The organism is Sphingomonas sp. NFR04 (genome assembly GCF_900114095.1).
Classification (GTDB): domain Bacteria; phylum Pseudomonadota; class Alphaproteobacteria; order Sphingomonadales; family Sphingomonadaceae; genus Sphingomonas.
In genome coordinates, this window is the sequence record NZ_FORV01000001.1 from 466,605 (window position 1) to 490,807 (window position 24,203).

The following is a 24,203-nucleotide window of genomic DNA, read 5'->3' on the forward strand; positions in this document are numbered from 1 at the left end:
TGATGTCGATGCACGCCCTTTCCACCGACACCCGTCCCTGGTGGCGCGGCGCGGTGATCTACCAGATCTACCCGCGCAGTTTCGCGGACTCGAACGGCGACGGCGTCGGCGACCTGCCCGGCATCACCGCGCGGCTCGATCATGTCGCGGCGCTGGGCGTGGATGCGGTCTGGATCTCGCCCTTCTTCACATCACCGATGCGGGACTTCGGCTATGACATCGCCGATTTCTGCGGCGTAGATCCCGTGTTCGGCACGCTTGCGGACTTCGACGCGCTGGTCGCCCGCGCCCATGCGCTGGGCCTCAAGGTGCTGATCGATCAGGTCTATTCGCACAGCTCGGACGAGCATCCGTGGTTCCAGGAGAGCCGCACCAGCCGCACCAACCCGCGCGCCGACTGGTATGTCTGGGCCGATGCGAAGCCCGACGGCAGCCCGCCCAACAACTGGCAGTCGGTGTTCGGCGGCCCGGCCTGGACCTGGGACGCGCGGCGCGGGCAGTACTATCTCCACAATTTCCTGCGCGAGCAGCCCGACCTCAATTTCCACAATCCGGAGGTGCAGGCCGCCACCCTCGCCACCGCCAAGTTCTGGCTCGATCGCGGCGTCGACGGCTTCCGCCTCGATGCGATCAACTTCACGATGCACGATCCGGAGCTGCGCGATAATCCGCCCGCGCCGGACACGGGGCTCCCGCGCACCCGCCCCTTCGACTTCCAGCAGCACATCTTCAACCAAAGCCATGCCGACATTCCGCTGCTGCTCGAGAAGCTGCGCGCGCTGGCGGATGGCTACCCGGGCCGCTTCACCGTCGCCGAGGTCGGTGGTCCCTCGCCCGAGGCGGAGATGCACCTGTTCACCGCCGGGAGCACGCGGCTGAACAGCGCCTATGGCTTCAACTTCCTCTACGCTGACCGCCTGACGCCGACGCTGGTGCGCGACGCCGTCGCCGAATGGCCCGAGGCGCCGGGCGTGGGCTGGCCGAGCTGGGCGTTCGAGAACCACGACGCGCCCCGCGCCATTTCGCGCTGGGTCGCGCCCGAGCACCGTGCCGCCTTCGCCGCGCTCAAGATGCTGCTGCTGCTCAGCCTTCGCGGCAATGCGATCCTCTATTATGGCGAGGAACTGGGGCTCACCCAGGTCGAGATCGGCTTCGAGGACCTGCAGGACCCCGAGGCGATCGCCAACTGGCCGCTCACCCTCAGCCGCGACGGCGCGCGGACGCCGATGCCGTGGGTAGCGGACGCACCCAATGCCGGTTTCTCGATTGCCCGCCCCTGGCTGCCGCTGGGTCCGGATCATCTCGGCCGCGCAGTGGACGTGCAGGAGGCCGACCCCGCCTCGCTGCTTCGCCTCACCCGTCGGCTGATCGACCTGCGCAAGCAGCACGCGGCACTGGTGGAAGGCGCAATGGCGGTGCTGCATGCCGACGACGCGCTGCTGGTCTTCGCCCGCACCGTCGGCGACGCGCGCCTGGTCTGCGCCTTCAACCTCTCGGCGGACCCGGTGGACCTGCCCCCTGCCCTGATCGACGGGTTGGCAGTGGTGGAGGCGCTGAACGGCGCGACGCTCCACCACCTGCCGGCCTATGCGGGGCTGATCGCCGGCTGATCCGATCCCGCGGGCATGCCGCGAGCGAGTTCGATCATCCGGTTGGCGGTCTCGCGCTCGCCCATCACCACCTCGTCGGCCCCCAGGCCTTCGAGGTGCGCAACCTCGTCGGCGGAATGGGCGCGCACCACCACCGGCACGCCCGGCGCGAGCTGTCGGGCATGCTGGAGGATCGCCCCGCCCTCGAACCCGGCGGGGATGGCGATCAGCAGCTTGCTCGCCTGGCCGATCTGCGCGGCGACCAGCGTCCGCACATCGACGGCATTGCCTGCCACCACGGTGATGCCGGCCTTGCGCGCCTGCTCGGCCATGTCGTTCTGGTCCTCGATCAGCGCGAAGGCCTTGCCGTGCTGCTGGAGATCCTCGGCGATCATCTTGCCCACCCGGCCATAGCCGATCAGGATCACATGCCCCTTGGGCAGATCGACCGGCGCGACCGCCTCGCGGTCGGCTTCCGCCACCTCGTAGCGCTTGGCGACCCAGGCGAACAGGAACGGGTTGAGGAAGATCGACAGCATCGCCGCCGCCAGGATCACGTCGCGCGCCGCCGCCGGCATCAGGCCCAGATCGGTGCCCAGCCCAGCGAGAATGAACGAGAACTCGCCGATCTGCGCGAGGCTGACCGCGACGGTGAGCCCGGTATGGTTCGAATAGCCGAACAGCCGGACGATGCCGTAGGCCGCGAGCGACTTGCCAACGAGGATGATCGCGACCGCCGCCAGCAGCACCAGCGGCTGCTCGACCAGCACCGACGGATTGAACAGCATCCCCACCGAGACGAAGAACAGCACGGCGAAGGCGTCGCGCAGCGGCAGCGTCTCCTCGGTGGCGCGGCGGCTGAGCGACGTCTCGCCCAGGATCATGCCGGCGAAGAAGGCGCCGAGCGCGAACGAGACGTCGAACGCCAGCGCCGCGCCGAACGCCACGCCCAGCGCGATCGCCAGCACCGCCAGCCGGAACAGCTCCTGCGATCCGGTGCCGACCACCCATTGCAGCGTCCACGGGATCACCCGGCGGCCCACCACCAGCATCAGCGCGACGAAGCCTGCGACCTTGAGGAAGGTGGAGAGCAAGGGCTGGAGCAGCGACCCGCCGCCCTCGCCGCTCATCACTTCGCCGAGTACCGGCAGCAGCACCAGCGCCACGACCATCGCCAGATCCTCGACGATCAGCCAGCCGACCGCGATCCGGCCGCGCTCGGTCTGGACGATGTCGTGCCCCTGCAGCGCGCGCAGCAGCACCACCGTGCTCGCCACCGACAACGCCAGGCCGAAGACGATGCCCGCCTGCAGTCCCCAACCGGCGACATAAGCGAGGCCGACCCCCATCGCGGTCGCCGCGGCGATCTGCGCGATCGCGCCGGGCACCGCGATCCTGCGCACCGACATCAGATCGCGGAGCGAGAAGTGCAGCCCGACGCCGAACATCAGCAGGATCACGCCGATCTCGGCGAGTTCGTTGGCGAGCCCCGAATTGGCGACGAAGCCGGGCGTGAACGGCCCCACCGCGACGCCGGCAAGCAGATAGCCGGCGATCGGCGAGACTTTGACCCGGTGCGCGATCGCCCCGAAGATGAAGGCGACGACGAGGCCGGCGACGATGGTGGCGATCAGGGGCGCATGATGCGGCATCGATTCTCCTTGGAATGAATAACTGGTTCGACACCGGTCGCGCCTGAAGGCGACCGGTGTCGATGCAGGTCAGGACTGGGCCACGCCGATCGCGGTTGCCAACACGGCCGCGGCCCCGGCAATGCCGGACCAGACGGCGATGGCGAACCATTTCGGAGGCCGCTTGCCTCTTCTTGTACGCATAGTGTCCTCCTCTTCCGCCACGGGGCAGCGAAGACGAAGTTCAGGCGTGAAGGCGCGCCTTGCGCCTTAGCAGCGAGGCGTCGGTGGCGACCGTGCGCCACGCGCGCCGCAGCGGACCGGGCGCAGCACCTTGGCCGGCGTGCACGCGGTGAGCAGAACGAAGAGGAGAAGGATCGACGCCAGCGTCGGCGCCAGGGCGAGCATGGCTCCGCCGCCCGCAGCGCCGTCGTGGCGCACGCCGCGGACGCTCTGCCACAGGCCTGCGGTCTGGTCGCTGCGCTTGGCGGCGATCGCCACGCTGGTCGTCGCGGGGTTGAACGCCGGGCCATGCACCAGCGTGTCGGGCGGGCCGAGCGGGGCCACCGCGCCGAACAGTAGCGCCAGCACGAAAGTCCACACCGCCACCGGAAGCGCGAAGCGCCGGCTGGTGCCCAGATCGGGCATGGAGGTGAAGGAACGGCCCATCCCGCGATCAACGCAGGGATCGCGCGATGGTGCCGTAACGAAATGTTACTTGGGCATGCCCGTCAGCCCGCTCGCCTTGCGCAGCGCGTCGCCGTCGAGGCGATAGCCGTCGAGGAACACGGTCCGCACATGGCGCAGGTCGCCGATGTCCTTGGAGACATCGCCTTCGACGAGGATGATGTCCGCCGTCTTGCCCGGCGCGATCGCGCCGACGCGGTCGTCCATCCCCACCATCCGCGCAGGCACGATGGTCGCGGTCTGCAGCGCCTCGACATTGGTAAGACCAGCCTGCTGGTACAGCTCGAGTTCGCGGACCAGTTCGAGGCCATAGCCGTCGGTGCCGGCGACGATCGGCACGCCCGCCTTGTGCAGACGTCCGACCACTTCGACCATCTTGTCGAAGCTCTTGCGGAAATCGGCGCGGGTCAGACCGCCGAACAGCGGATAGCCGCCGATCTTCCAGCCGCGCGCAACCGCAGGCGGCGCGACGTCGACATAGGCGGCATATTCGGGCGGCACCGTGCTGCCGTCCGAGGTCATCAGCGGCTCCCACACGGTCAGCGTCGGGTCGATGATCGTCTTGCGCTTGGCGAGCTCGGCATAGAAGGCGCGCAGCTCGGGAGAGTCGAGGTCGAGGTCCTTGCCGTACTTGGCCGGCCCCTCCAGCCGCGCGGCGGTGTTGGCCTTGTCGACCACGTCCTGCGGCATCGCCTGCATGAGGATGAAGTTGATGTGGGTGACCTCGTCATAGCCCGCGCGCACCGCATCGAGCGGCCGCATATGCGCGGGCACATGGCCGTGGACGTGCAGCCCCAGCTTGTGCGCCTCGGCCGCGGCAGGCGCGATCCAGGCCGGGTCCATCGAGGTGTAGAACTTCACCCCCCACATGCCCGCCGCCTTGATCTTGTCGACCGCCGCGACCGCCTCAGCCGCCGACGAGACGGTCAGCGCGCCCTGCGCCGCCAGCGGATCCTTCTTGTCGATGATCACCGAGACCTTGCCGTCGGGCGCGAGCAGGTCGCCGGCGGCGCGACGCTTGAAGATGCTCTGCGCGTCCTCGATCGACGAGCCGGGGCTGCGATAATTGGTCATGCCGGTGGCGACGTTCTGCAGCAGGTTCCAGTCGTCGCCGACATGCTGGTGCGAATCCCACAGGCCGGGCAGCAGCGTACGGCCCTTTCCGTCGAGCACCGTAGCCCCCGCCGGTGCCGCGATGCTGCCCGCCGGCCCGACCTTCGCCACCTTGCCGTCGGTGATCAGCACGGCCTGGTCGGGCACATAGGTCCCGGCAACCGAGTCGAACAGCAGCACATGGTCTACCAGCGTCGGCGTGCGGTTCGCCGGCACGAGGAAGCGGTGCGCCACGCCGCGCACCATCTCCGCCGCTTCCCTGTCCTGCACTTCCTTCAGCTTCGGGCCCGCCGCCTCATAGCCCTCGGGGAGCAGCGACATGCCGCCGGCCATCCCGAAGAAACGGTTCTGCGCATCGAGCCACACCGGCGAGGGCGAGAAGCCGGTGCCGGTGACATAGGCGAGCTTCAGCGTCTTCTTGCCGCCCGGCCCGTCAATCTCCACCGCCTTGCCGATGCTGATGCTGGCATGGCCGCTCGGCAGCAGGTCGATCCCCGCCGACCCCGCCGCGACCAGCGCGTTGACGTTGTTCTCGAACGCCAGCCAAGGGCCACCATAGCTGCTGTAGCGCGCCTTGCCGAACGGCTTCTCGCCCGAATCGACGGCCGTCTTCCAGCGCGCGACGCCTCCGGCATCGACGGTGAAGGTCTCGGTCGCATCGCCGCTGTCGGTAAAGCCGCGCACGGCGAGATCGACCGGCCGCTGGTCTGGCCCCAGCTTCACCACCTCGTCGGTTTCGGTGATCCAGCCGCGCAGCGACATCGACATGCGATAGGCGATCCGCCCGTCGGCCAGGGTCCAAGCCCACACGTCACCATGCTTCCCGGCCGTCGAGGTGATGGTGAAGTGCCGCGCGCCCGCGGGCGGCGTCATTAGCTCCGCCTTCTGCGTCTGCGCGGCGGCAGGCAGAATGGCCGCGGTGGCGAGCAGAAGCCCAAGACGAAGTGCGTGCATGCGATGGTCCCTCCCAGTGATTCCATGGTCTGGCACGCCGCCGCGCGCGACACAATTGTTCCGCGCCCACAGAGGTGTTGCTGCAAAACCTCGCATGGCGTCAAACCGCATGGCCTGACCAACGGCCCATTGACGGCCAGACCAAAGCGTGGAAGATACCGCTAACATGACGCTGGCAGAATAAGTCGGCGCGGACCCGGGAAGAGGATGGATGAGCCGATCAACGCATGTGATGCCGAGCGAATGGATCGCAAGGGCCGGCGTTGCAGGCGGCGCCGATCCACCCTGACCCGGCACTTCTGAACCAACAGCGCGAACGAACCTCCTCCCTGCGGCCACTCCGTGCGTCCGCTGTCGGAGCATATCGTCCGCGACGATAGACACGTTGAAGGAAAGGACCGGCCGCGCGCCGGACCGCTTCGAGGGGACCTGAACATGACCAATATTTCCCGCAGTTTCCGCCCTGCCCGCACCGCCCTGCTGTGCGCCACCATCCTGAGCGCCACCTGCGCCTCCACCGCCTGGGCGCAGAGCACGCCGCCCGCCGGGGAGACCGCGCCGGACGCACCCTCCGTCTCGCCCCAGTCGGGCGAAGCGCCGGTGATCGGCGGCAGCGAGCAGGAAATCGTCGTCACCGGCTATCGCTCGTCGCTGGCCAAGGCGGTCAACGCCAAGCGTGATGCCACCGGTTTCACCGACTCGATCTTCGCCGAGGACATCGGCAAGTTCCCCGACACCAACATCGCCGAATCATTCAACCGCATCCCGGGCATCACCATCACCCGCGACGTGACCGGCGAAGGCGTCAACGTCGCGATCCGCGGCCTCGGCTCGAACTTCACCAACGTCACCCTGAACGGCGCGCCGATCGCGGTCGCCTCGTCGGGCGGTACCGACGCGCAGGGCACCGATCGCTCGGTCGACCTCAGCTTCTTCCCGACCGACCTGTTCACCAAGCTGACCGTCAACAAGAGCTATACCGCCGACCTGCTCGAGGGCGGCGCGGCGGGTAACGTCGACCTGCGCTCGGCACGCCCGTTCGATCGCGCGGACTCGTTCCTCGCCTACAATATCCAGGGCTCGAACCAGGAGCCGGCGAAGCAGATCGGCGGCCGCGGCTCGCTGATCGGCAGCTGGCACAACGACACGATCGGCATCCTCGCCGGCGTCTCGGCGCAGCGGCTGTTCACCCGTACCAAGGGCTTCGAGACGATCGGCTATACCAACCCGGCGCTCACTGCCGCGCAGTGCGGCGCGGGCAACACCTGCAACGCTACCGGTGGCGGCAACTGGACGATCCCGGCGGTGGTGCCTGCGGGCGCTGGCGCAGGGCTGGTGGCTGGGACGACGATTGATCGCGCCTTCCTGCTCGCCAACAATCCCGGCGCGACGATCCAGCAGATCGACAACGGCCTGATCCCGCGTCTCGGCCGCATCGCCGACATCCGGGGCCCGCGCGACCGGATCAACGCGATCCTCAGCGCCGAGTATCGCCCGTCCGACACGCTGCATTTCTACATCGACGGCCTGTACGGCTATAAGCACAACGAGCTGATCCGCGAGGACATGGCGTGGGTGGGCCGCAACGGCGCCTCCATCCCCACCAACCTGAAGTTCGACAAGTCGGACTGCAGCGCGGGCTGCACGGTCACCAGCGGTACCTTCGCCAACACCCAGTTCTTCGACGAATTCCGCCCCTATTACGAGACCACGGAGCTGTGGAGCGTCAATCCGGGCGCCGAATGGGAGATCAACGACAAGCTGAAGGCAACGCTGCAGGGCAATTACGCCCGCTCGACCTTCCACCGCGAGAGCCCGACCGTGGGCGGCATGACCCCGCTCGGCCAGGGCGGCACCGTCACCTATACCAACAATGGCGGCATCCCGGACATCAAGAGCAGCCTGGATCTCAATAACCCGGCCAATTTCGGCTGGTACACCGGTGCGCGCCTCAACATGCAGGACGAGCGCCGGCTCAACAAGAACAAGGGTGTGCGCGGCGACCTCACCTGGGGCGATCGCGCGCTGAGCCTGAAGGTCGGCGGCGCATATGACGACGTCTCGCGCCGGATCCGCGGCTATGACAACAGCCAGGCTTGGCAGAACGCGGTTTGCGGCAACAACCCGAGCGTCAACCTGCCGAGCCCCAACGGCCAGCCGCCCTGCGAGGGCCTGAACCAGCCGGGCGCCGCACCGGCCGGCTACCCGACCTATCCGGGCTATGGCACCGGCTATACCGCCGGGCAGAGCGGGCCGATCACCTATGCCGGCTCGCTGATCCCGAACGCCGCCTTCCCGAGCTATCTGAAGCCCGGCCCCGCCGGTTTCGTGACGGTCGACTGGGATGCGTTCCGCAAGGCCAGCAACTATGACTATTTCCACGACAACACGCCGGAAAGCGGCGGTTCGAACACCGGCGCCAGCGGCGGCCTGATCCGCGAAGTCGTCAAGTCGGCCTTCGCGACGGTGAATGGCGAGCAGGAAGTCGGCGGCAACATGCTGCGGTTCAATGTCGGCCTGCGGTACGTGAACACGATCCAGACGATCGAAGGCCGCGTCTCGGTCGCCGATCCGCGCAACAGCACTGCGGCCGGCACCCAGATCCCCGACGGCAGCCGCTATCCGAACCTGGTCACCATCGTCTCCACCCGCAACAACTATACCAAGTGGCTGCCGGCAGCGACGGTCGCCTATGACGTCAGTCAGCACGCGGTGGTTCGCCTCGCCGCGTCGAAGACGATGACTCGTCCGGATCCCTCGGCACAGCTGCCGGGCGTGAGCTTCGGCGCGCCTTCGGCCGACCAGGCGACGATCGGCAACCCGGCGCTGCAGCCCTATATCTCGACCAATATCGACCTGGGCTTCGAATATTATACCGGGCGCGATGGCGTCATCAGCTTCAACGCCTTCCGCAAGTCGATCAAGGGCTTCACCAACAACTCCAACACCACGGTGCCGTTCTCTGCGCTGGCGCAGTATGGCATCACCTACGACACGCTGAACCCGACCCAGCAAATCGCGCTCAATTCGCGTGGCGGACCGACCCAGGCGACGGTGCTGGTTACCAGCCAGGTCAACGTGCCGAACAAGCTGAAGATCAACGGCCTGGAATTCCAGTGGGTCCAGCCGCTCGACTTCCTCACCGAGAAGCTCGGCTTCCGCGGCTTCGGCTTCAACGCCAATGCCACGATCGTCGACCAGACCAGCGACGGTCCCGCACAGGCGTTCGGCGTGGCGCCGTTCACCTACAACATCACCGGCTATTATGAGCGGAACGGTGTGATGCTGCGCGTCTCGACCACCTCGCGCGAGGGCTCGCAGAGCAGCGGCAATTCGCAGAACAGCATCCCGGCAGCGGCGCTGTTCAATTCCGACTACACCACCTGGGACTTCTCCTCGGCCTTCGATCTCGACAAGATCTTCGGCGTGAAGAAGGCGCCGCAGCTGACGATCAACGTGTCGAACTTCACCAACGCGACGCTGCGTTCCTACTTCCAGTTCCCGAACGCGACGTTCACCTCGTACAAGCCCGGTCGCCAGTTCCTGGTCGGCCTGCGCGGCAGCTTCTGACGCGCGATATTGGGGGCGGCCGTGCAGGCGGCCGCCCCTCTTTCTTCGGTTATCCGAGAACCTGGACCGTGGGGTCCCAGTAATAATAGCCCAGCGTCGCGAGGCTGCCGCTGGTGCTCATCTGCACGACCTGGAACCAGACCTGATATCCTTCCGTCCCCGGCGCCAGCACGTTTGATGTCATGAAATATTGATATTGCTGCGTCGGCGTCCACGTCGGGTTGGTCGTGCTCTGCTGCGGCGGCGGCACCGGCACCGTCGGTTGCGCGGTGAGGCCGACGGGCGTCGTCATGACGGTGTTGCCGGAAAATTGCGCGATATTGTAGGGGATGCAGTAGGTCGGCTGATCCCCCGAGAGGGTGACAGCGTACCAGTTAACGGTATCCCCCACCGTTGCATTGATGACCAGGTTCGGCGTCGCATTACCTGCGTTCTGGACCGGTTGCGCAAGATATTGCTGCTCCGTGATCATGTAGGCGAAATATGGCGGCGAAGGTGGATGCGCCAGGCCCGTCGGCTGGGTTGGACTGCTGCTCGGCGAGCCAGCGCTCAGAACTGCCTGCGCATCGAACACCATCACGATGTTTATCTGTGCCATTCTTCTCTCTCCCTTGTCATGCACTTCAATCATGTCGCGCACCCTGTTTTGTTTGGCGCGTGATATGATGCGGCCGTCGAGCGGAGCAATGGCATCTTACTTCAATATGAATGATGACAGATCAACATCTACCCTTTCGCGACCACATAGCTGTCGCGCAGGTTCATATTGAACGCTATTATTCATCCAGTTCTGCATCTGTACGTACCATGCCCGTTGTGGTGCTTGAACTGGTGATTCGGAGATCGGAAGCGCCGAGCGGCGTGGCTGAAGCAGGCGATCCTGCAGCCCATGGCGCAGGCTCGGCAGTTCCGTGCAGCCGATCGCAGCGCCGAACTGTTCGCGTCATTCTGGTCCGATTTGTTCAACGTCGCCCATGCCGCCGAAGTGGCGCGCGCAAGGGCCCCGCCATGATCTACGGTTTGCCGGCGCTCGACGAATGCGGCCCGCTCAGTCGCTCCCCGGCCGCGGCGGCGCTACCGAGGCGCGGTGGACCAGGGTCGAGGGAAACAGCGACGGTTCTTCCACCCCCTGCTCGTCGCCGAAGAAATCGGCCAGCAGCTTGAGCGCCGCCGATCGCCCCATCGAGACGATCGGCCAGTGCACCGTCGTCAGCGGCGGCCAGATATGCGCGGCGATCGCGGTGTCATCGAAGCCGATGATCGACAGGTCCTCGGGCACGCTCATTCCGCGCCGCCGTGCCGCGTGGAGCGTTGCCGCGGCCATCTCGTCGTTGCAGGAGAAGATGGCGGTGGGGCGCGGCGAGAGGTCCAGCAGCCGGTCGGCGGCGGCCAGCCCGCTCTCGAACGTATAGGTACCCTCGGCGATCATGCTGCGCGGCAGCTTGATGCCGGCCTCGCGCAGCGCCTGCTCGAAGCCCTTGCGCCGTTCGCGCGCCGAGCGGAAGCCGTGCGGGCCCGCGATCAGCCCGATCCGGCGATGGCCGAGCGTGATCAGGTGCTGCACCGCCTCCACCACCACCTCGCAATCGTTGGAAGCGACCATGTGCTCGGGCGTGTCGAGCGTCGTCGACCCCATGCGGACATAGCGGGTACCCAGGCTCTGGCAGAGCTCGGCCAGCATATCGTTCTCGGAAACCGGGGGCAGGATCAGCACGCCGTACAGCCGCTGCCGCTCGAGAAAGGCGCGCACGTCCGCCAGCATCGTCGAGGACCCGCGATCGATCGGGCGGACGATCAGCTCGAACTCGGTGTCGCGGATCGCTTCCAGGATGCCCGCCTGGACGTTCATCACCATCTGCGCATTGGGGTTGTCGTGGATCAGCCCGAGCAGGAAATTGTGCCGCAGCGCCAGGGCGCGCGCCTGGACATTGGGGATATAGCCCAGATCGGCGATCACCGCCTCCACCTTGGCGCGGGTGTCCTGGTTCAGGAGCGGCGAGCGATTGATGACCCGGCTGACGGTTTTCTTGGAAACGCCGGCGATGCGGGCGACGTCGTTGATGGTGGGCTTGCCCGTCTTCTCCATGCCGTCATGCTATACGGCGGCGGCAGCGATGGCGATAGGCGAACGACTCGCCGGATACCGGGTGGACAACGACGTCCAGCTGCCCAAATCGACACAGCAGGCGGGCCAAACGCGCGGTGCCATTCGGGCGCGACATCGCCCGCCGACACCGCGCGCGGTGCATTACCGCCGTACGTCGAGCCCACCCTCCGCAAAAGCGGCGAGGTCGGCCCGGGTGAACAGGCTGGCGTCGCCCGGCAGCGAGTGCTTTAGCGCGGTCAGCGCCAGCCCGGCCTCGGCCATGGCGCGGGCGTCGCCGCCCTCGAGCAGCCCGTGGAGCACGCCTGCCGCAAAGGCGTCGCCGCCGCCGATCCGGTCGACGATGCCGCTGACGCGCAGTTCCTCGGTCTGGTGCCCGCCTTCGCGGGTGTCGACGCGCGCGGCGATGCGGTGGCTGTCGACATCGTCAACGTGGCGCGCAGTCGAGGCGATCAGCTGGAGCTTGGGGAAGGCCGCGAACGCCGCCTCGGACGCTTCGCGGCGGCGATCGGCGCCGTCGCCCGGGAAGTGCTCGCCGAGCAGCAGCGAGATGTCGCGGTGGTTGCCGAACAGCACGTCGGCATGGCGAATCAGCTGGGTCAGCACGCCGCGCGGATCGCTGTCCCAGGCCTCCCACAGCTTGGCGCGGTAGTTGCCATCGAACGACAGCGCGATCCCGCGCGCGCTCGCCGCCTCGGCCGCGGCGATGGCGGCGGCGGCGGTGTTCGGCCCCAGCGCGGGCGTGATGCCCGAGAGATGCAGCCGGGTCGCGCCGTCGAGCAGCGCGTCCCAGTCCCAGCTTTCCGCGGGCCGCGTCGCAAACACCGAGTTCGCACGGTCGTAGACGATCTCCGACGACCGCAATCCCGCGCCGGGCGTGAGGAAGTAGAGCCCCATCCGGCCCGCCCCGGCCTGCACGCGCCGCGTATCGACTCCGCGCCGGCGCAGTTCGCCCACCGCCGCCGCGCCCAGCGGATTGTCTGCCACCGCGCTGATCATCGCCACATCATGCCCCAGGCAGGCGAGGCCGGTCGCGACATTCGCCTCGGCCCCCGCGATCGCCACGTCGAGCTTGGGCGTCTGCAGCAGCAGCTCGCGGCCCGGCGGCGACAGCCGCAGCATCATTTCCCCAAAGAATGCGAATGTCATCGTGCCAGCCAGCCTCCGTCAACGGCGAGAATATGCCCCTGCACATAATCCGAAGCGCGCGATGCAAGGAAGACCGCGGCGCCCCCCAGATCCTCCGGATCGCCCCAGCGCCCCGCCGGGATGCGCTCGAGGATCTGGCGGTTGCGGGTCTCGTCGGCCTGCAGCGCCGACGTGTTGTTGGTGGCGACATAGCCCGGGGCGATCGCGTTGACGTTCACGCCCTTGCCCGCCCATTCGTTGGCCAGCAGCTTTGTCAGCCCGGCAATGCCCGATTTGGACGCGGTGTAGCTCGGCACGCGGATGCCGCCCTGGAAGCTGAGCATCGAGGCGATGTTGATGATCCGCCCCCGCTCGCCCGTCTCGCCGAAGCGGCGGACCATGAACTTGCCCGCGGCCTGGCAGAGGAAGAACACTGACTTGAGATTGGTATCGACCACCGCGTCCCAATCCGCCTCGGTGAAATCGAGACTGTCGGCGCGACGGATGATCCCGGCATTGTTCACCAGGATATCGATTTTCCCCAGCTTATCCACAGCTTCGTCCACAATCCTGCCCACAGGGCCGATCGTGGAGAGGTCGGCGGAAATCATCTCGGCACGGCGGCCCAGCGCGCGCGCCTTGCGCACGGTTTCCTCGGCCGGGGTGCGGCCGACCGCGGCGATGTCCGCGCCGGCTGCGGCGAGCGCCAGCGCGATGCCCTGGCCGATGCCGGTGTTCGCGCCGGTGATGACGGCCACCTGGCCGGTAAGGTCGAACGGGTTGGTCACGATGCAATCTCCAGCCCCCTCCCCTTGCGCTCCCCTCCCGCTTGCGGGAGGGGTCGGGGGAGGGCCTGAAAGTGGAACGTCGAACTTCGCTTTCCCCTCCCCCAGCCCCTCCCGCAAGCGGGAGGGGAGCGCAGAAGGGAGCGGGAGGGTTTCAAGGCGTGCTCACGCCAGCTGGCAGATATCCAGCACCTGCATGTCGGTATAATCCTGGTTCTCGCCCGCCATCGCCCAGATGAAGGCATAGGACTTGGTGCCGGCGCCCATATGGATCGACCAGGGGGGGCTGATCACCGCTTCCTCATTGGCCATGACGATGTGGCGGGTAGCCTCGCCCTCGCCCATGAAGTGCATCACCCGATCCTTCTCCAGATCGTCGAGCTCGAAGTAGAAATAGATCTCGCTGCGGCGCTCATGGACGTGCGGGGGCATGGTGTTCCACACGCTGCCGGGCTTGAGCACGGTGAGGCCCATCACCAGCTGCGCGCTGTCGCACACGCCGGGAATGACGAGCTGGTAGATCGTACGCTCGTTCGATTCCGCGAGGCTACCGCGCTCCAGCGCGTTGGCATCGGCGATGCCGAGCTTGCGCGTAGTGAACGCCTTGTGCGCCGGGCAGGACGCCAGATAGTAGCGCGCGCCCTCGCCGGCGAAGGTTACGTCCTTCGCGCCCATCGTCACGTAGAGGCAGTCCTTGTTGCCCAGCGTGAAGACCTCGCCGTCGACCGTCACCGTGCCTTCGACCGCACCGACATTGACGATCGCGAGTTCGCGCCGCTCGAGGAAGGGATGCCCGGCAGCCGAGGGAGGCTCGGTCTGCGCGGGCAGCTTTACCGGACTGCCGCCCACCTGCACCCCGCCGATCACGAAGCGATCGGCATGGGTGTAGTTGAGCACGCATTCACCTTCCCGGAACAGACCGGAGATCAGATAGCGGTCGCGCAGTTCCTCGTTCGACACGCAGTCCATCATGTCCGGATGCGTGGCGTAATAGGTCCGGTCGAACATCCTGTATCTCCCTCGCGCGGTGCTTATGCCACCGGTGTCTATCAGGCTCTATTGAGCTTGTAGGCCTTGCGGACAAGCCCGTTGGTGAGCTCGAACGCCAGTTCCGCCGCCTCCCAGTCGAGCAGCCGACCCTCGGCGACCAGCTGCGCCAGGAAGCCGCAGTCGATCCGCCGCGCGACGTCGTGCCGCGCCGGGATCGAGAGGAACGCGCGGGTGTCGTCGTTGAAGCCGACGGTGTTGTAGAAGCCTGCCGTCTCGGTAACCTGCTCGCGGAAGCGGCGCATGCCCTCGGGGCTGTCGTGGAACCACCAGGCCGGGCCCAGCTTCAGGCACGGATAATGGCCGGCCAGCGGCGCGAGTTCGCGCGAATAGACCGTCTCGTCGAGCGTGAAGAGGATGATCGACAGCGCGGTCGAGGTGCCGAAGCGATCGAGCAACGGCTTCAGGCCGTGGACATAGTCGGTCGCCATCGGGATGTCGGCGCCCTTGTCGCGGCCATGGCTGGCGAACAGGCCGCCATTATGGTTGCGGAAGCTGCCCGGGTGGATCTGCATCACCATCCCGTCCTCGACGCTCATCGCCGCCATTTCGGTGAGCATCTGCGCGCGGAACAGCTCGGCATCGGCCGCGGTCCAGTCGCTGCCGAGGACACGCGCGAACAGCGCGGCGGCCTCGGCCTTGCTCAGGTTCGCGGTGCGCGCGGTGGGGTGGCCATGGTCGGTCGCGGTAGCGCCCGCCGCCCGGAAGTCGGCGCGACGCTTGCGGTGCGCGGCGAGATAGCCGTCCCAGCTATACACGTCCTCGCCGGTCTTCTCGGCGAAGATCTTGAGCGCGCCGTGGAACTGCTCATGCTCGACGTCGATCACCGCGTCGGGGCGATAGGTGGTGACGACGCGGCCCGGCCAGCCCGAGGCCTGCACGGCATGGTGCGCGGACAGATCGTCCTGCGGGCCCTCGGTGGTGGCGAGGAACTCGATGTTGAAGCGGTCGAACAGCGCGCGCGGGCGGAAATCGTCGCTCGCCAGCTTGGCGTTGATCGTGTCGTAGTAGAAATCCGCCGTCTCGCCCTCGAGCGCCACGTCGAAGCCGAACACCTCGCCGAACACATGGCCCAGCCACATCGCCGAGGGCGTGCCGCGGAACAGATAGAGATGCTCGGCAAAGGTGCGCCACGCCGCGCGCGGATCGGTGGCGGGCATGCCGGCCTTGCTCGGCACGCACAGCGCATCGAGCGACACCCCCTGCGAGTAGAGCATGCGATAGATATAATGGTCGGGCGAGAGCAGCAGCTCGGTCGCGTTGGACCAGTTGGCGTTGGTCGAGAACCAGCTCGCATCGGTATGGCCGTGCGGGCTGATGATCGGCAGCTCCGCCACCTCACGATACAGTTCGCGCGCAATTTCACGGGTGCGCCCCTCGGCCGGCAATAGCCGGTCGGGATCGAGCTTGAGCGGCTTGGCCATCGGAGACTCCGGGTAGGTCAGAGGAAAATCAGGCATCCATGTCGACGCGGGCGAGCCGCGGCGACAGGAAGTGCACGCAGGCGAGCGCGACGAAATAGGCGCTGCCGGCCACCGCGAAGAGCGGCCAGTAGCTGCCGATCCGTGCCAGCACTTCGCCGGCATAGAAGGACATCAGGATGCCCCCCACGGCGCCGACGGTGCCGCCGATGCCGATCACCGAGCCCACCGCGCCGCGCGGGAACATGTCCGCCGGCAGCGCATAGAGGTTCGCCGAGAAGGCCTGGTGCGCGGCGGTCGCGATGCCGATCACGGCGACCGCCATCCACACGCTGCTCAGCGATTCCGCGAACAGCACCGGCAGCACGGCGAAGGCGCAGACCAGCATCGTCAGCTTGCGCGCGACGTTGGCGGTATAGCCGGCGCGCATCAGCCGCGAGGAGAGCCAGCCGCCGGCGACGCTGCCCATGTCGGACACGAGATAGATCGCAGCGAGCGGCAGGCCGAAAGTCTTGAGGTCGAGCTGGTAGCGCTCGAACAGATAGCCCGGCAGCCAGAACAGGAAGAACCACCAGACGGGATCGATGAAGAACTTGCCGAGCGCATAGGCCCAGGTCTCGCGGCGGAGGAGCACCGAGCCATAGCCGAGCTTCTGCACCTTGTCGGCGGGGTCCTGCTCGATCCAGGCGAGTTCCCCCTCGGTGACCTTGGGGTGCTCGCGCGGGCTGCGGTAGAGCATCCACCAGGCGATCAGCCAGACGAAGCTGACCACGCCGGTGATGACGAAGGCCGAGCGCCAGCCCCAGGCGATCACCATATACGGGATGACCAGCGGCGTGAGCACCGCGCCGATGTTCGCGCCGGCATTGAACACGCCGATCGCGAAGGCGCGCTCCTTGGCCGGGAACCACTCGGTCACCGCCTTGATGCCCGCGGGGAAGTTGCCGGACTCGCCGATGCCCAGCGCGAAGCGGGCGATGGCGAACTGGGTGATGTTGTGGGCCGCGCCGTGGAAGATGTGCGCCACCTGCCAGACGATGAAGGCGATGGTGTAGCCGACCCGCGCGCCGACTTGGTCGACGATCTTGCCGAACAGGATGTAACCGACGGCATAGGCGAACTGGAACCAGATGATGACGCCGGCAAAGTCCTGCTCGGTCCAGTGCAGGTCGGCCATCAGCGTGGGCTTGAGCACGCCGATCATCTGGCGATCGATGTAATTGATGATGGTGGCCGCGAACAGCAGCCCGCAAATCACCCAGCGATACCGCCCCACCCGTTCCACGGCGCCGCTTACCGCGGCTTCGCCCTTGCTCGCCATCAACTCTCCAATCCCACTCCGCCGTCCCGGGATCAGGCGATCCCGATCGAGCACTGCACGCACAGCGCCGGCCCGAACCGCGCCTCGACCTTCTGCCCCGGCTTGACCGGGTGGACGCCTGTGACGGCGCCGGTCGATAGCCACTGGCCTGCCGCCAGGGGCAGCCCCTGGGCCGCGCGTTCGAACAGGAAGCGCACCGCTCCGATCGGTCCGTCGAGCATGGCGCTCGCGGTGCCGGTTCCAGCGACCTCCTCGTCAATCGTTAGCGACACCGGCCAGCGAAGGAAATCCTCCCTAGAAGATATACGGTATCCGATCAGAAGACCATTATTGTTGCCGAAGTCGGAAATGGTGACCGCGGGGCCGTGGCGGTTGATGCCTTCGAAGGGCGATCCGGCGATCTCGATGCCCACCCGCACCTCGTCGATGAACGGCAGCACCGCCTCGTTGGTCCAGGAGCGGTCGAAGCGGTCGGGCAGCGACCCGAGCCGCAGCAGATACTCCGCCTCCGCCGCGCCGAAGCCGTTGCGGAACACGGGCATTTCCGGCGTTTCGTCCTGCTTGGCCCAGACCACGCTGTCGGCGAAGATCGGCCCCGCCAGACGATCGACTCCGCCATGGCGCGCGATCAGCGCGTCGGGCACGCGGCCGACCTTCCACCCCGCGACCGGCTTGTCGAACAGTTCGATGGCACGCGTCTGGATGGCATAGGCCTCGTCTAGCGTCTCCGGCATCGGCCCCGGATAGTCGGCAAAGCCCACGCACGCGCGGCGCGCAGCCACAAACGCTTCGGCGATTTGATCGACTGCCGCTTGCTCCGCCATCGCCTTGATTCCCCCGTCTTGCGCCGGCCAGTCCGGCGGGCAGAGCTGATACCGGTATCAAAGTGGGCGATCAACGACGCTGACTGCGCCGGAAGGCTTTGGCGATCTCCTGGATCAGGCCGCAGCGAGCAGCTCGCGTTCGAGCGCGGCATAGCGTTCGGCCTCGTCCAGGATTCCGAGCCGCTCGTAAAACATCGCGAGATTGCCGGCCGCGAGGTAGCTGCCACACCCGACCACCGATCCGTCGAGCAACGGCTGCTCGCCAATTTCCAGACAGCGCAGCCAAGCCCCCTCCACCACCGGCAACAGCTCGTCGATGGCGAGTTCCGGCGCATGGCTCGCCCATTCGAGATAGAGGTCCGCGACGGCGAAGTAGAAGTCGGGCGATGCCGGCCAGGCGGCCTGCTCGGCATCGACCAGCGCCAGCGCGTCGTGCAGCCGGCCCGCTTCCTTCAGCGCGCGGATGTTCGACAGCACCACCGCGTGGCGATAGGCCGCGCCGGGCGGCGTCAGGCGATAGGCTGTCTGGAGTGGTTCGACCGCGGCCTCGGCGGCACCACGGACGAGATGCTCGCGCCCGAGCTGGTACCAGAGGTAGCAATCCTCCCGCGCCTCGGCGAGTGCCGCCTGCAGCAGCGCGAGGTTGCGACCGTGCTTGGCCGCGAGCTGCGCCTCCGCATAGCCGTCATGGCCGATGCATAGCGCACCCGGCACCAGCGGCAGCGGCGACATCGGCTGTTCATGGATCCGGCCGGCATAGCGGACGCCGCGCGGCAGAATACGTGGCAGAAAGCGCCGTGCAACGGTGCCGGCGACCCCCTCGTTACGCAGCTTCGCACAACCGATGAACGCGGCTGGCGCCTTGGTCGCGGGCGGCAGCGCAGCGGGCGACAGAGCCTCGAACCCGCCTTCGAGCCATTCATCGGCATCGAGCACCAGGTTCCAGTCGGCATCGGAATGGTCGAGCGCGGCGTTGCGGGCTGCGGCGAAATCGTCGCACCAGGCGAAGCTGTGAACCGTCGCGCCGCGGCGCTCGGCGATCGCCACGGTATCGTCGGTCGAGCCGGTGTCGAGCACGATCATGCGGTCGACATGGGGACGCACGCTGTCGAGCGCCCGCGCAATCGCGCGCGCCTCGTTCCGGGCGATCATCACCAAAGCCAGTCGGACCACGTGCACCTTCCCCCGACGCCGATGTGGCGCCTCGCTGGGCATTATAGGCGATGCGGTGGGCGTTTGGCGCGAACCCCGTTGATCCGTCCGGCACGGGGTAATCGAAGTTCGTCTTCTCGCCTGCATGTTACCGCACACATTTATGGTGCCGGAGCACCACGCCCAGGCGCGCGGATTCTATAATGGGGTACTTGCCGCCGGTGCATCCAACGCCGGTGCATGGGGGATTCTAGGGATGAAACAGTTACTCGCGCGCGTGCGCGTGCCGGTCAAAATCCTGGCGGTGATCGCCTTGATCAGCATGGTGACGCTGATCGTCAGCGCCATCAGCGCCAGCAGCCTCAATCGTGCCAATCGCGATTATTCCGAACTCACGCTGGGCAAGCTGCCCGGCACCACCCACACCGCCCGGCTCAACCGCCTGCTCGAAGCGATGGCCTATGCCGGCTATCGCGCCGTCGCCTATGACGGCAACAGCACCATGGCGCGCGAAACCGAGGGCGAGGAAAAGGACAACTACGCCCAGGCCAAGGCGCTGCTGGGCCAGATCGAAAAGGAAGACCCGTCGGCCAAGACCGTGCTCGACGAGGTCCGCGCCAAGATCGAGACTCTGCAGGACAAGACCCAGGCCGCCATCCAGCACGGGCTGCGCAACGAGGACGCTGCCGCGCTGGCGCTGCTGCGCGAGGTGGACCCGGAGGTCCAGACCATCTCGCAGCACCTGACCAGCTTCAACAACGAGCGCGTGAAGGCTGCTGCGGAAACGTCGCGCAACCTGCAGGCCGCCGGTGACTCGACCGTGTGGACGCTGGTGGTGATCAACGTCATCTCGCTGCTCGTCGCGATGGGCACCGGCTATCTCGTCGCGCGCGTCGGCATCACCGATCCGCTCAACGCGCTGCAGGCCGCGATGCAGGCAGTTGCCGGCGGCGACATTCGCCGCACCGTGCCGGGCACCGATCGTGGCGACGAGCTCGGCACCATGGCGCGTACCGTCGAGGTGTTCCGCGAGAACGCGATCGGGTTGCAGTCGACCCAGCAGGCCAAGGCCGCCGCCGATGCCGAGCAGGCTCGCCTGCTCGATGCGCTCGACAGCCGGCTCGACGCGCTGTCGCACGGCAACCTCACCGCAACAATCGACATCGCGGTGGCGCCGGAATTCGAACCGGTGAAGTCCAACTTCAACCGCGCCGTCGCCAATCTGCGCGCACTGATCGCCCAGGTGCTCGAAAGCGCCACGACGATCCGCACCGGATCGAGCGAGATCGCCACCGCCTCGGAAGACCTGGCCAAGCGCACCGAAGCCAATGCCGCCAGCCTGGAGCAGACCGCCGCGGCGGTCACCCAGATGGACCAGCGGCTGAAGGCGACCGCCCGCGCCGCGGACACGACCGTCCAGCGCACCAACGGCGCGATCCAGACGGTCAACGACGGGCGCGTGATCACCGATACCGCGGTCCAGGCGATGACCCGCGTTTCCGAAGGCGCCAAGGGCATCGACAGCGTGATCGAGGGCCTGGACAAGATCGCGTTCCAGACCCGCGTTCTCGCGATGAACGCCGCCGTGGAAGCCGGTCGTGCGGGCGAAGCCGGCCGCGGCTTCGCCGTGGTCGCCGATCTCGTGTCGCAGCTGGCGATGCGCTCGGAAGAGGAAGCCAGCCGTGCCCGCGACCAGCTGAGCGCGACGCAGAAGGACATCGTCGAGGCGGTGCAGACCGTCCAGCAGGTCGAAGGTGCGCTCGACACCATCTCGACCGCGACCGCCGAGGTCCACCAGCTGGTCAGCGCGATGGCGACCGACAACCAGGCCCAGGCTACCGCGATCTCGCAGATCGCCGCAGCGGTGCAGACGATGGACCACAGCACCCAGCAGAACGCCGCGATGGTGGAGCAGACCTCCGCCGCCGCGCGCAACCTCAATGCCGAGGTCACCAGCCTCAGCGATTCCGCGCACCAGTTCGAGGTGGGCGGCCAGCGTGCGGCACCGTCGCGGCAGATGCCGCAGCCGCAGCCCAAGCGACAGGCGCCGCGCAGCAACGGCGGCGGCTATGTCTCGCCAGTGAAGCCCCTCCCCGCTGCCGCGATGGCAGGGGCCGACGCGGACGACTGGGCGAACTTCTAAGTCCGCGCAAAGCGCAAAAGAGAACGGCCGGGAGAGCGATCTCCCGGCCGTTTCCATTTCGTGCGTCGATGCTCAGGCGGCGGCGAGGCGCGCCGCGCTGCGGGCACGGCGGCGCAGCGACGCGCCGACAAAGCCCACGCCAGCGATCATCAGGCCCCAGCTGGCTGGCTCGGGCACACCGCTCGGGCCGAACACCGCGACCGGGGTCGCCGTGCCGATCGTCGCACCGGCGAGGCCGGCGGTGCCCAGCGTCGTCTGGAATGCGGCGGCCGCCTCGTTGGTCAGCGTCAGCACCGAGCCGGCGCCGAGGTTGAACAGCGAGATATTGTCGCCGAGGGTGAAGCCGTTGGCCGAGGCGCTGCCGCGAACGAGGCCGGCTGCCGTATCGATCTGGAAATTGCCGATGCTCAGCGTGTTGCCGCCCAGCGAGAATTTCAGGCCCGAGCCGGCGTGATCGATGATCGTCGCGCCGGTGGTGTCATTGCGCGAGCCGCCGGTGATGAGGAAGGCGGCGACGAGGTCGTTGCCGATCTTGAAGGCGCTGGCGGTGCCGTAGGTGGCAACCTTGTAGCCAAGCGAATTGAAGGTGCTGGTCGCGGTGAGGTCGATGGCGGTCGCGCCGCCGATGACAGTGGCGGCCTGGGCCGCAACGGGGGTAAGCGACAGGCCCGCAACCAGGGCCGCCGCGCTCAAAGCGCCTTTAATCATCCGCAAATCCTCCTGAACAGGGTACAACACGCCAGGAAGCGGCGGCATGGATCATGCCCGCATCATGGCAGCCCCCGAACCGTGCGCGCGCGTAGCCGGTTCCATCGATTTGTCGTGGTAACCTATCGGCTTAACCGAAAAATTAACCATTTCGCGGCAGGCTGCCGGATTCCATCGACCACCTGCGCAGGAAGGCAGGAATCTCAGCGATTGAGGCGGTGGAGCAGTTGGGCGCGCAGTCGGCGAGCGGCCAAGGCATCGATCGGCGCCAATGGCCCGCGCGCCGCTTCGGGCAGATGCGCCGCTGGCTGCTCGGCATCGCCGAACACATAATAGTCGAACAGCGCCTTCCATGCTTGCTTCTCGGGCGCCGGGCGATCGCGCAAGCTCAGCAGGCCGTGGAGCAGCGTGAGCTGCGGCGTATCCAGCCAGGTGGGGCTGGTGTTCCACCAATAGTTCACCAGCACGTTGAATGGCGCCAGCGCCTCGACATGATGCCACCACATCGCCGGATAGAAGAGCAGGTCGCCTGCCTCCATCTCCGCCACCTGCGCGGCCGCCATCGCCTCGCGGAAGCCCGGGTGCCGATCGAAATCGGGGGTGGCGAAATCGACCATGCTCACCACCTGCCCGCCTGGCGTCGGCTCGAGCGGGCCGGGATAGAGATTGGCGATCTGGTCGGGCGGGAACAGGGTGAAGCGGCGCCGACCGACTGCGCACACCGCCAGATTGTGCGACATGTCGTAATGGCAGGTCGCGGTGGTGCGGGTGCCGATCCAGATGCTCGCGAGATGCTGGGCGAACATCGGATGATCGAGCACCAGGTCGTTTTCGGCACGGAAGCCTGGCAGATATTCGTCGAGATCGGTCGAGCCGACATAGACGCTCGGCGCGTCCGGATCGCCGATGGTGGGGCGCATCGCGTCGAGCAGCGGCGTCAGCGGCTCACGACGGCCGGTGAAGTTCAGCCCGGTGACGCTCTCGTCGTAGAAGAAGCGGCCTCGGATTTCCGGGGCCCCCGTGAAGGTCACCACCGGGCGACCGGAGTCGAAGCGCTGCAGCAGATCCATCGCCGCGTCGGCCGAGGTGCGGCCGGCACGCACCAGCGGCCAGTCGGCGGCGATGCCCTTGAGGATCACCGGCGCCTGATCGGCCATCAACCGGCCGAACGGGATGGCGTCGGGGGCGATGCCCTCGATCACCCGCACCGCGGGTGCCGTGCCCGCCAGCACGTTCACCGCGGGGTACCCGCATTCTTGCGCTCGATCAGCGCGCTGATGTTGCCGAGCGAGGCGGCGACCAGATAGGCCAGACCCAGCACGTTCGCGCGGTGCAGCCGCTCGATCGCGTCGGGCGTCAGCGCCGCCAGCCGATCGCGCGACAGCATCTGGAAGCCGTCGATCCGGTAGCGTTGCTCGTCGTGCAGCGTCACTTCAATGACGTTGCTCTCGAGCAGGTCAAACTCCTGGAACAGCGCATAGACCGGCGCCGCCGCGCCGATTCCGCCATGGATCCGCCCCAGCACGCGCGAGACATGCTCGAGATAGCGGCTTGCGCCGCCCTGGGGCAGGAACAGCATTTCGCCCTGCTCGGTGCCGACCCGCGGATCGTCGAGATCGACATGCACCGTCGGCCCCTCCTCGGGATCGAGCCCGTCGCCCGGAATGCCGATCGAGAAGGGGCCGCGCTGCTGGAGCGCGGGGATGTAGCGGCTGGTCCAGCGTGCGCCGTCGAAGAACAGGTTCTCGTCGAGGTCGAAGCCGGTGAGCGCCACCGCCTGCAGCCCCTCGCCTTCCGCCTCGCGGAACAGGATCGGGAATTCGCGCTGCACGGCCTCGAACTCGGTGGGGAAAATGAGGATCTGGTTGGCGGCATCGCCGAATTCCGCGCCGTGGCGGAAGGCGACGCGCAGGTCCTGGTGGAGCACATTGTCCAGCGCGACCGGGTTCGTCATTCGAATATATCCATCTTTCCGGGCGTCGCGCCCGGTTCTGCCCGACCATGGCGTAAAGCCACGGCGCCCTCA

The 24,203-nt window shown here is 67.2% G+C and carries 18 protein-coding genes; 3 read left to right on the plus strand and 15 right to left on the minus strand.

Annotated elements, in window-relative coordinates; translation table 11 throughout:
• Window positions 1-2 precede the first annotated feature (2 nt).
• On the plus strand, window positions 3-1,610 hold the full coding sequence (locus BM009_RS02095) for an alpha-glucosidase (RefSeq protein ID WP_093294578.1): 1,608 nt from the start codon (window positions 3-5) through the stop codon (window positions 1,608-1,610).
• On the opposite strand, the gene ybaL is transcribed toward BM009_RS02095, so the two are convergent.
• The 3 genes from ybaL to BM009_RS02110 all read right to left on the minus strand — a co-directional run bounded on the left by ybaL (window position 1,586) and on the right by BM009_RS02110 (window position 5,974).
• Window positions 1,586-3,241: a cation:proton antiporter domain-containing protein gene (gene ybaL, locus BM009_RS02100; RefSeq protein WP_093293268.1), complete on the minus strand. Its 1,656-nt coding sequence runs from the start codon at window positions 3,239-3,241 to the stop codon at window positions 1,586-1,588. The two genes, BM009_RS02095 and ybaL, sit on opposite strands and share 25 nt — an antisense overlap.
• Before the next feature lie 249 nt (window positions 3,242-3,490).
• A complete protein-coding gene (locus BM009_RS02105) occupies window positions 3,491-3,889 on the minus strand; it encodes a hypothetical protein (RefSeq protein ID WP_093293271.1) in 399 nt (132 codons plus the stop codon).
• A gap of 45 nt (window positions 3,890-3,934) precedes the next feature.
• Window positions 3,935-5,974, minus strand: a complete 2,040-nt coding sequence (locus tag BM009_RS02110; protein ID WP_093293273.1) for an amidohydrolase family protein — start codon at window positions 5,972-5,974, stop codon at window positions 3,935-3,937.
• A gap of 435 nt (window positions 5,975-6,409) precedes the next feature.
• Between BM009_RS02110 and BM009_RS02115 the strand changes: the two genes are divergently transcribed.
• Complete coding sequence (locus BM009_RS02115; RefSeq protein ID WP_093293275.1) at window positions 6,410-9,544, plus strand: TonB-dependent receptor; 3,135 nt, start codon at window positions 6,410-6,412, stop codon at window positions 9,542-9,544.
• Window positions 9,545-9,593: 49 nt separating this feature from the next.
• Here the strand turns inward: BM009_RS02115 and BM009_RS02120 are convergent, their stop codons facing one another.
• From BM009_RS02120 to BM009_RS02160, 9 genes are all read right to left on the minus strand, one after another.
• The gene (locus tag BM009_RS02120) at window positions 9,594-10,175 is read right to left on the minus strand and encodes an AidA/PixA family protein (protein ID WP_093293277.1); all 582 of its coding nucleotides are present in this window, start codon (window positions 10,173-10,175) and stop codon (window positions 9,594-9,596) included.
• A 417-nt stretch (window positions 10,176-10,592) separates the two neighbouring features.
• Window positions 10,593-11,630 (minus strand): LacI family DNA-binding transcriptional regulator, encoded by a 1,038-nt coding sequence (locus BM009_RS02125; protein ID WP_093293280.1) that lies wholly within the window; start codon window positions 11,628-11,630, stop codon window positions 10,593-10,595.
• Window positions 11,631-11,792: 162 nt separating this feature from the next.
• Complete coding sequence (locus BM009_RS02130) at window positions 11,793-12,797, minus strand: sugar kinase (protein ID WP_093293282.1); 1,005 nt, start codon at window positions 12,795-12,797, stop codon at window positions 11,793-11,795.
• Window positions 12,794-13,564: a 2-dehydro-3-deoxy-D-gluconate 5-dehydrogenase KduD gene (gene kduD, locus BM009_RS02135; protein WP_093293284.1), complete on the minus strand. Its 771-nt coding sequence runs from the start codon at window positions 13,562-13,564 to the stop codon at window positions 12,794-12,796. Before kduD ends, BM009_RS02130 begins: the two co-directional genes overlap by 4 nt.
• Before the next feature lie 162 nt (window positions 13,565-13,726).
• A complete protein-coding gene (gene kduI, locus BM009_RS02140; protein ID WP_093293286.1) occupies window positions 13,727-14,569 on the minus strand; it encodes a 5-dehydro-4-deoxy-D-glucuronate isomerase in 843 nt (280 codons plus the stop codon).
• A 41-nt stretch (window positions 14,570-14,610) separates the two neighbouring features.
• Window positions 14,611-16,032: a glucuronate isomerase gene (uxaC, locus tag BM009_RS02145; protein ID WP_093293288.1), complete on the minus strand. Its 1,422-nt coding sequence runs from the start codon at window positions 16,030-16,032 to the stop codon at window positions 14,611-14,613.
• Window positions 16,033-16,060: 28 nt separating this feature from the next.
• The gene (locus BM009_RS02150; protein WP_093293291.1) at window positions 16,061-17,350 is read right to left on the minus strand and encodes an MFS transporter; all 1,290 of its coding nucleotides are present in this window, start codon (window positions 17,348-17,350) and stop codon (window positions 16,061-16,063) included.
• 32 nt (window positions 17,351-17,382) lie between these two features.
• Complete coding sequence (locus BM009_RS02155) at window positions 17,383-18,174, minus strand: 2-keto-4-pentenoate hydratase (RefSeq protein WP_093293293.1); 792 nt, start codon at window positions 18,172-18,174, stop codon at window positions 17,383-17,385.
• Window positions 18,175-18,288: 114 nt separating this feature from the next.
• Window positions 18,289-19,347 carry a glycosyltransferase family 2 protein gene (locus BM009_RS02160; RefSeq protein WP_254772111.1) on the minus strand — a complete coding sequence of 353 codons (1,059 nt, stop codon included), beginning with the start codon at window positions 19,345-19,347 and terminating at the stop codon, window positions 18,289-18,291.
• A gap of 235 nt (window positions 19,348-19,582) precedes the next feature.
• On the opposite strand from BM009_RS02160, the gene BM009_RS02165 reads away from it, so the two are divergent.
• Window positions 19,583-21,469: a methyl-accepting chemotaxis protein gene (locus BM009_RS02165; RefSeq protein WP_175487862.1), complete on the plus strand. Its 1,887-nt coding sequence runs from the start codon at window positions 19,583-19,585 to the stop codon at window positions 21,467-21,469.
• A gap of 72 nt (window positions 21,470-21,541) precedes the next feature.
• Here BM009_RS02165 and BM009_RS02170 read toward each other — a convergent pair whose 3' ends face one another.
• The 3 genes from BM009_RS02170 to BM009_RS02180 all read right to left on the minus strand — a co-directional run bounded on the left by BM009_RS02170 (window position 21,542) and on the right by BM009_RS02180 (window position 24,131).
• A complete protein-coding gene (locus BM009_RS02170; RefSeq protein WP_093293297.1) occupies window positions 21,542-22,177 on the minus strand; it encodes a PEPxxWA-CTERM sorting domain-containing protein in 636 nt (211 codons plus the stop codon).
• A gap of 203 nt (window positions 22,178-22,380) precedes the next feature.
• Window positions 22,381-23,415 carry a cupin-like domain-containing protein gene (locus BM009_RS02175; RefSeq protein WP_254772112.1) on the minus strand — a complete coding sequence of 345 codons (1,035 nt, stop codon included), beginning with the start codon at window positions 23,413-23,415 and terminating at the stop codon, window positions 22,381-22,383.
• Window positions 23,412-24,131 (minus strand): SapC family protein, encoded by a 720-nt coding sequence (locus tag BM009_RS02180; protein ID WP_093293299.1) that lies wholly within the window; start codon window positions 24,129-24,131, stop codon window positions 23,412-23,414. Before BM009_RS02180 ends, BM009_RS02175 begins: the two co-directional genes overlap by 4 nt.
• Between the last annotated feature and the right edge of the window lie 72 nt (window positions 24,132-24,203).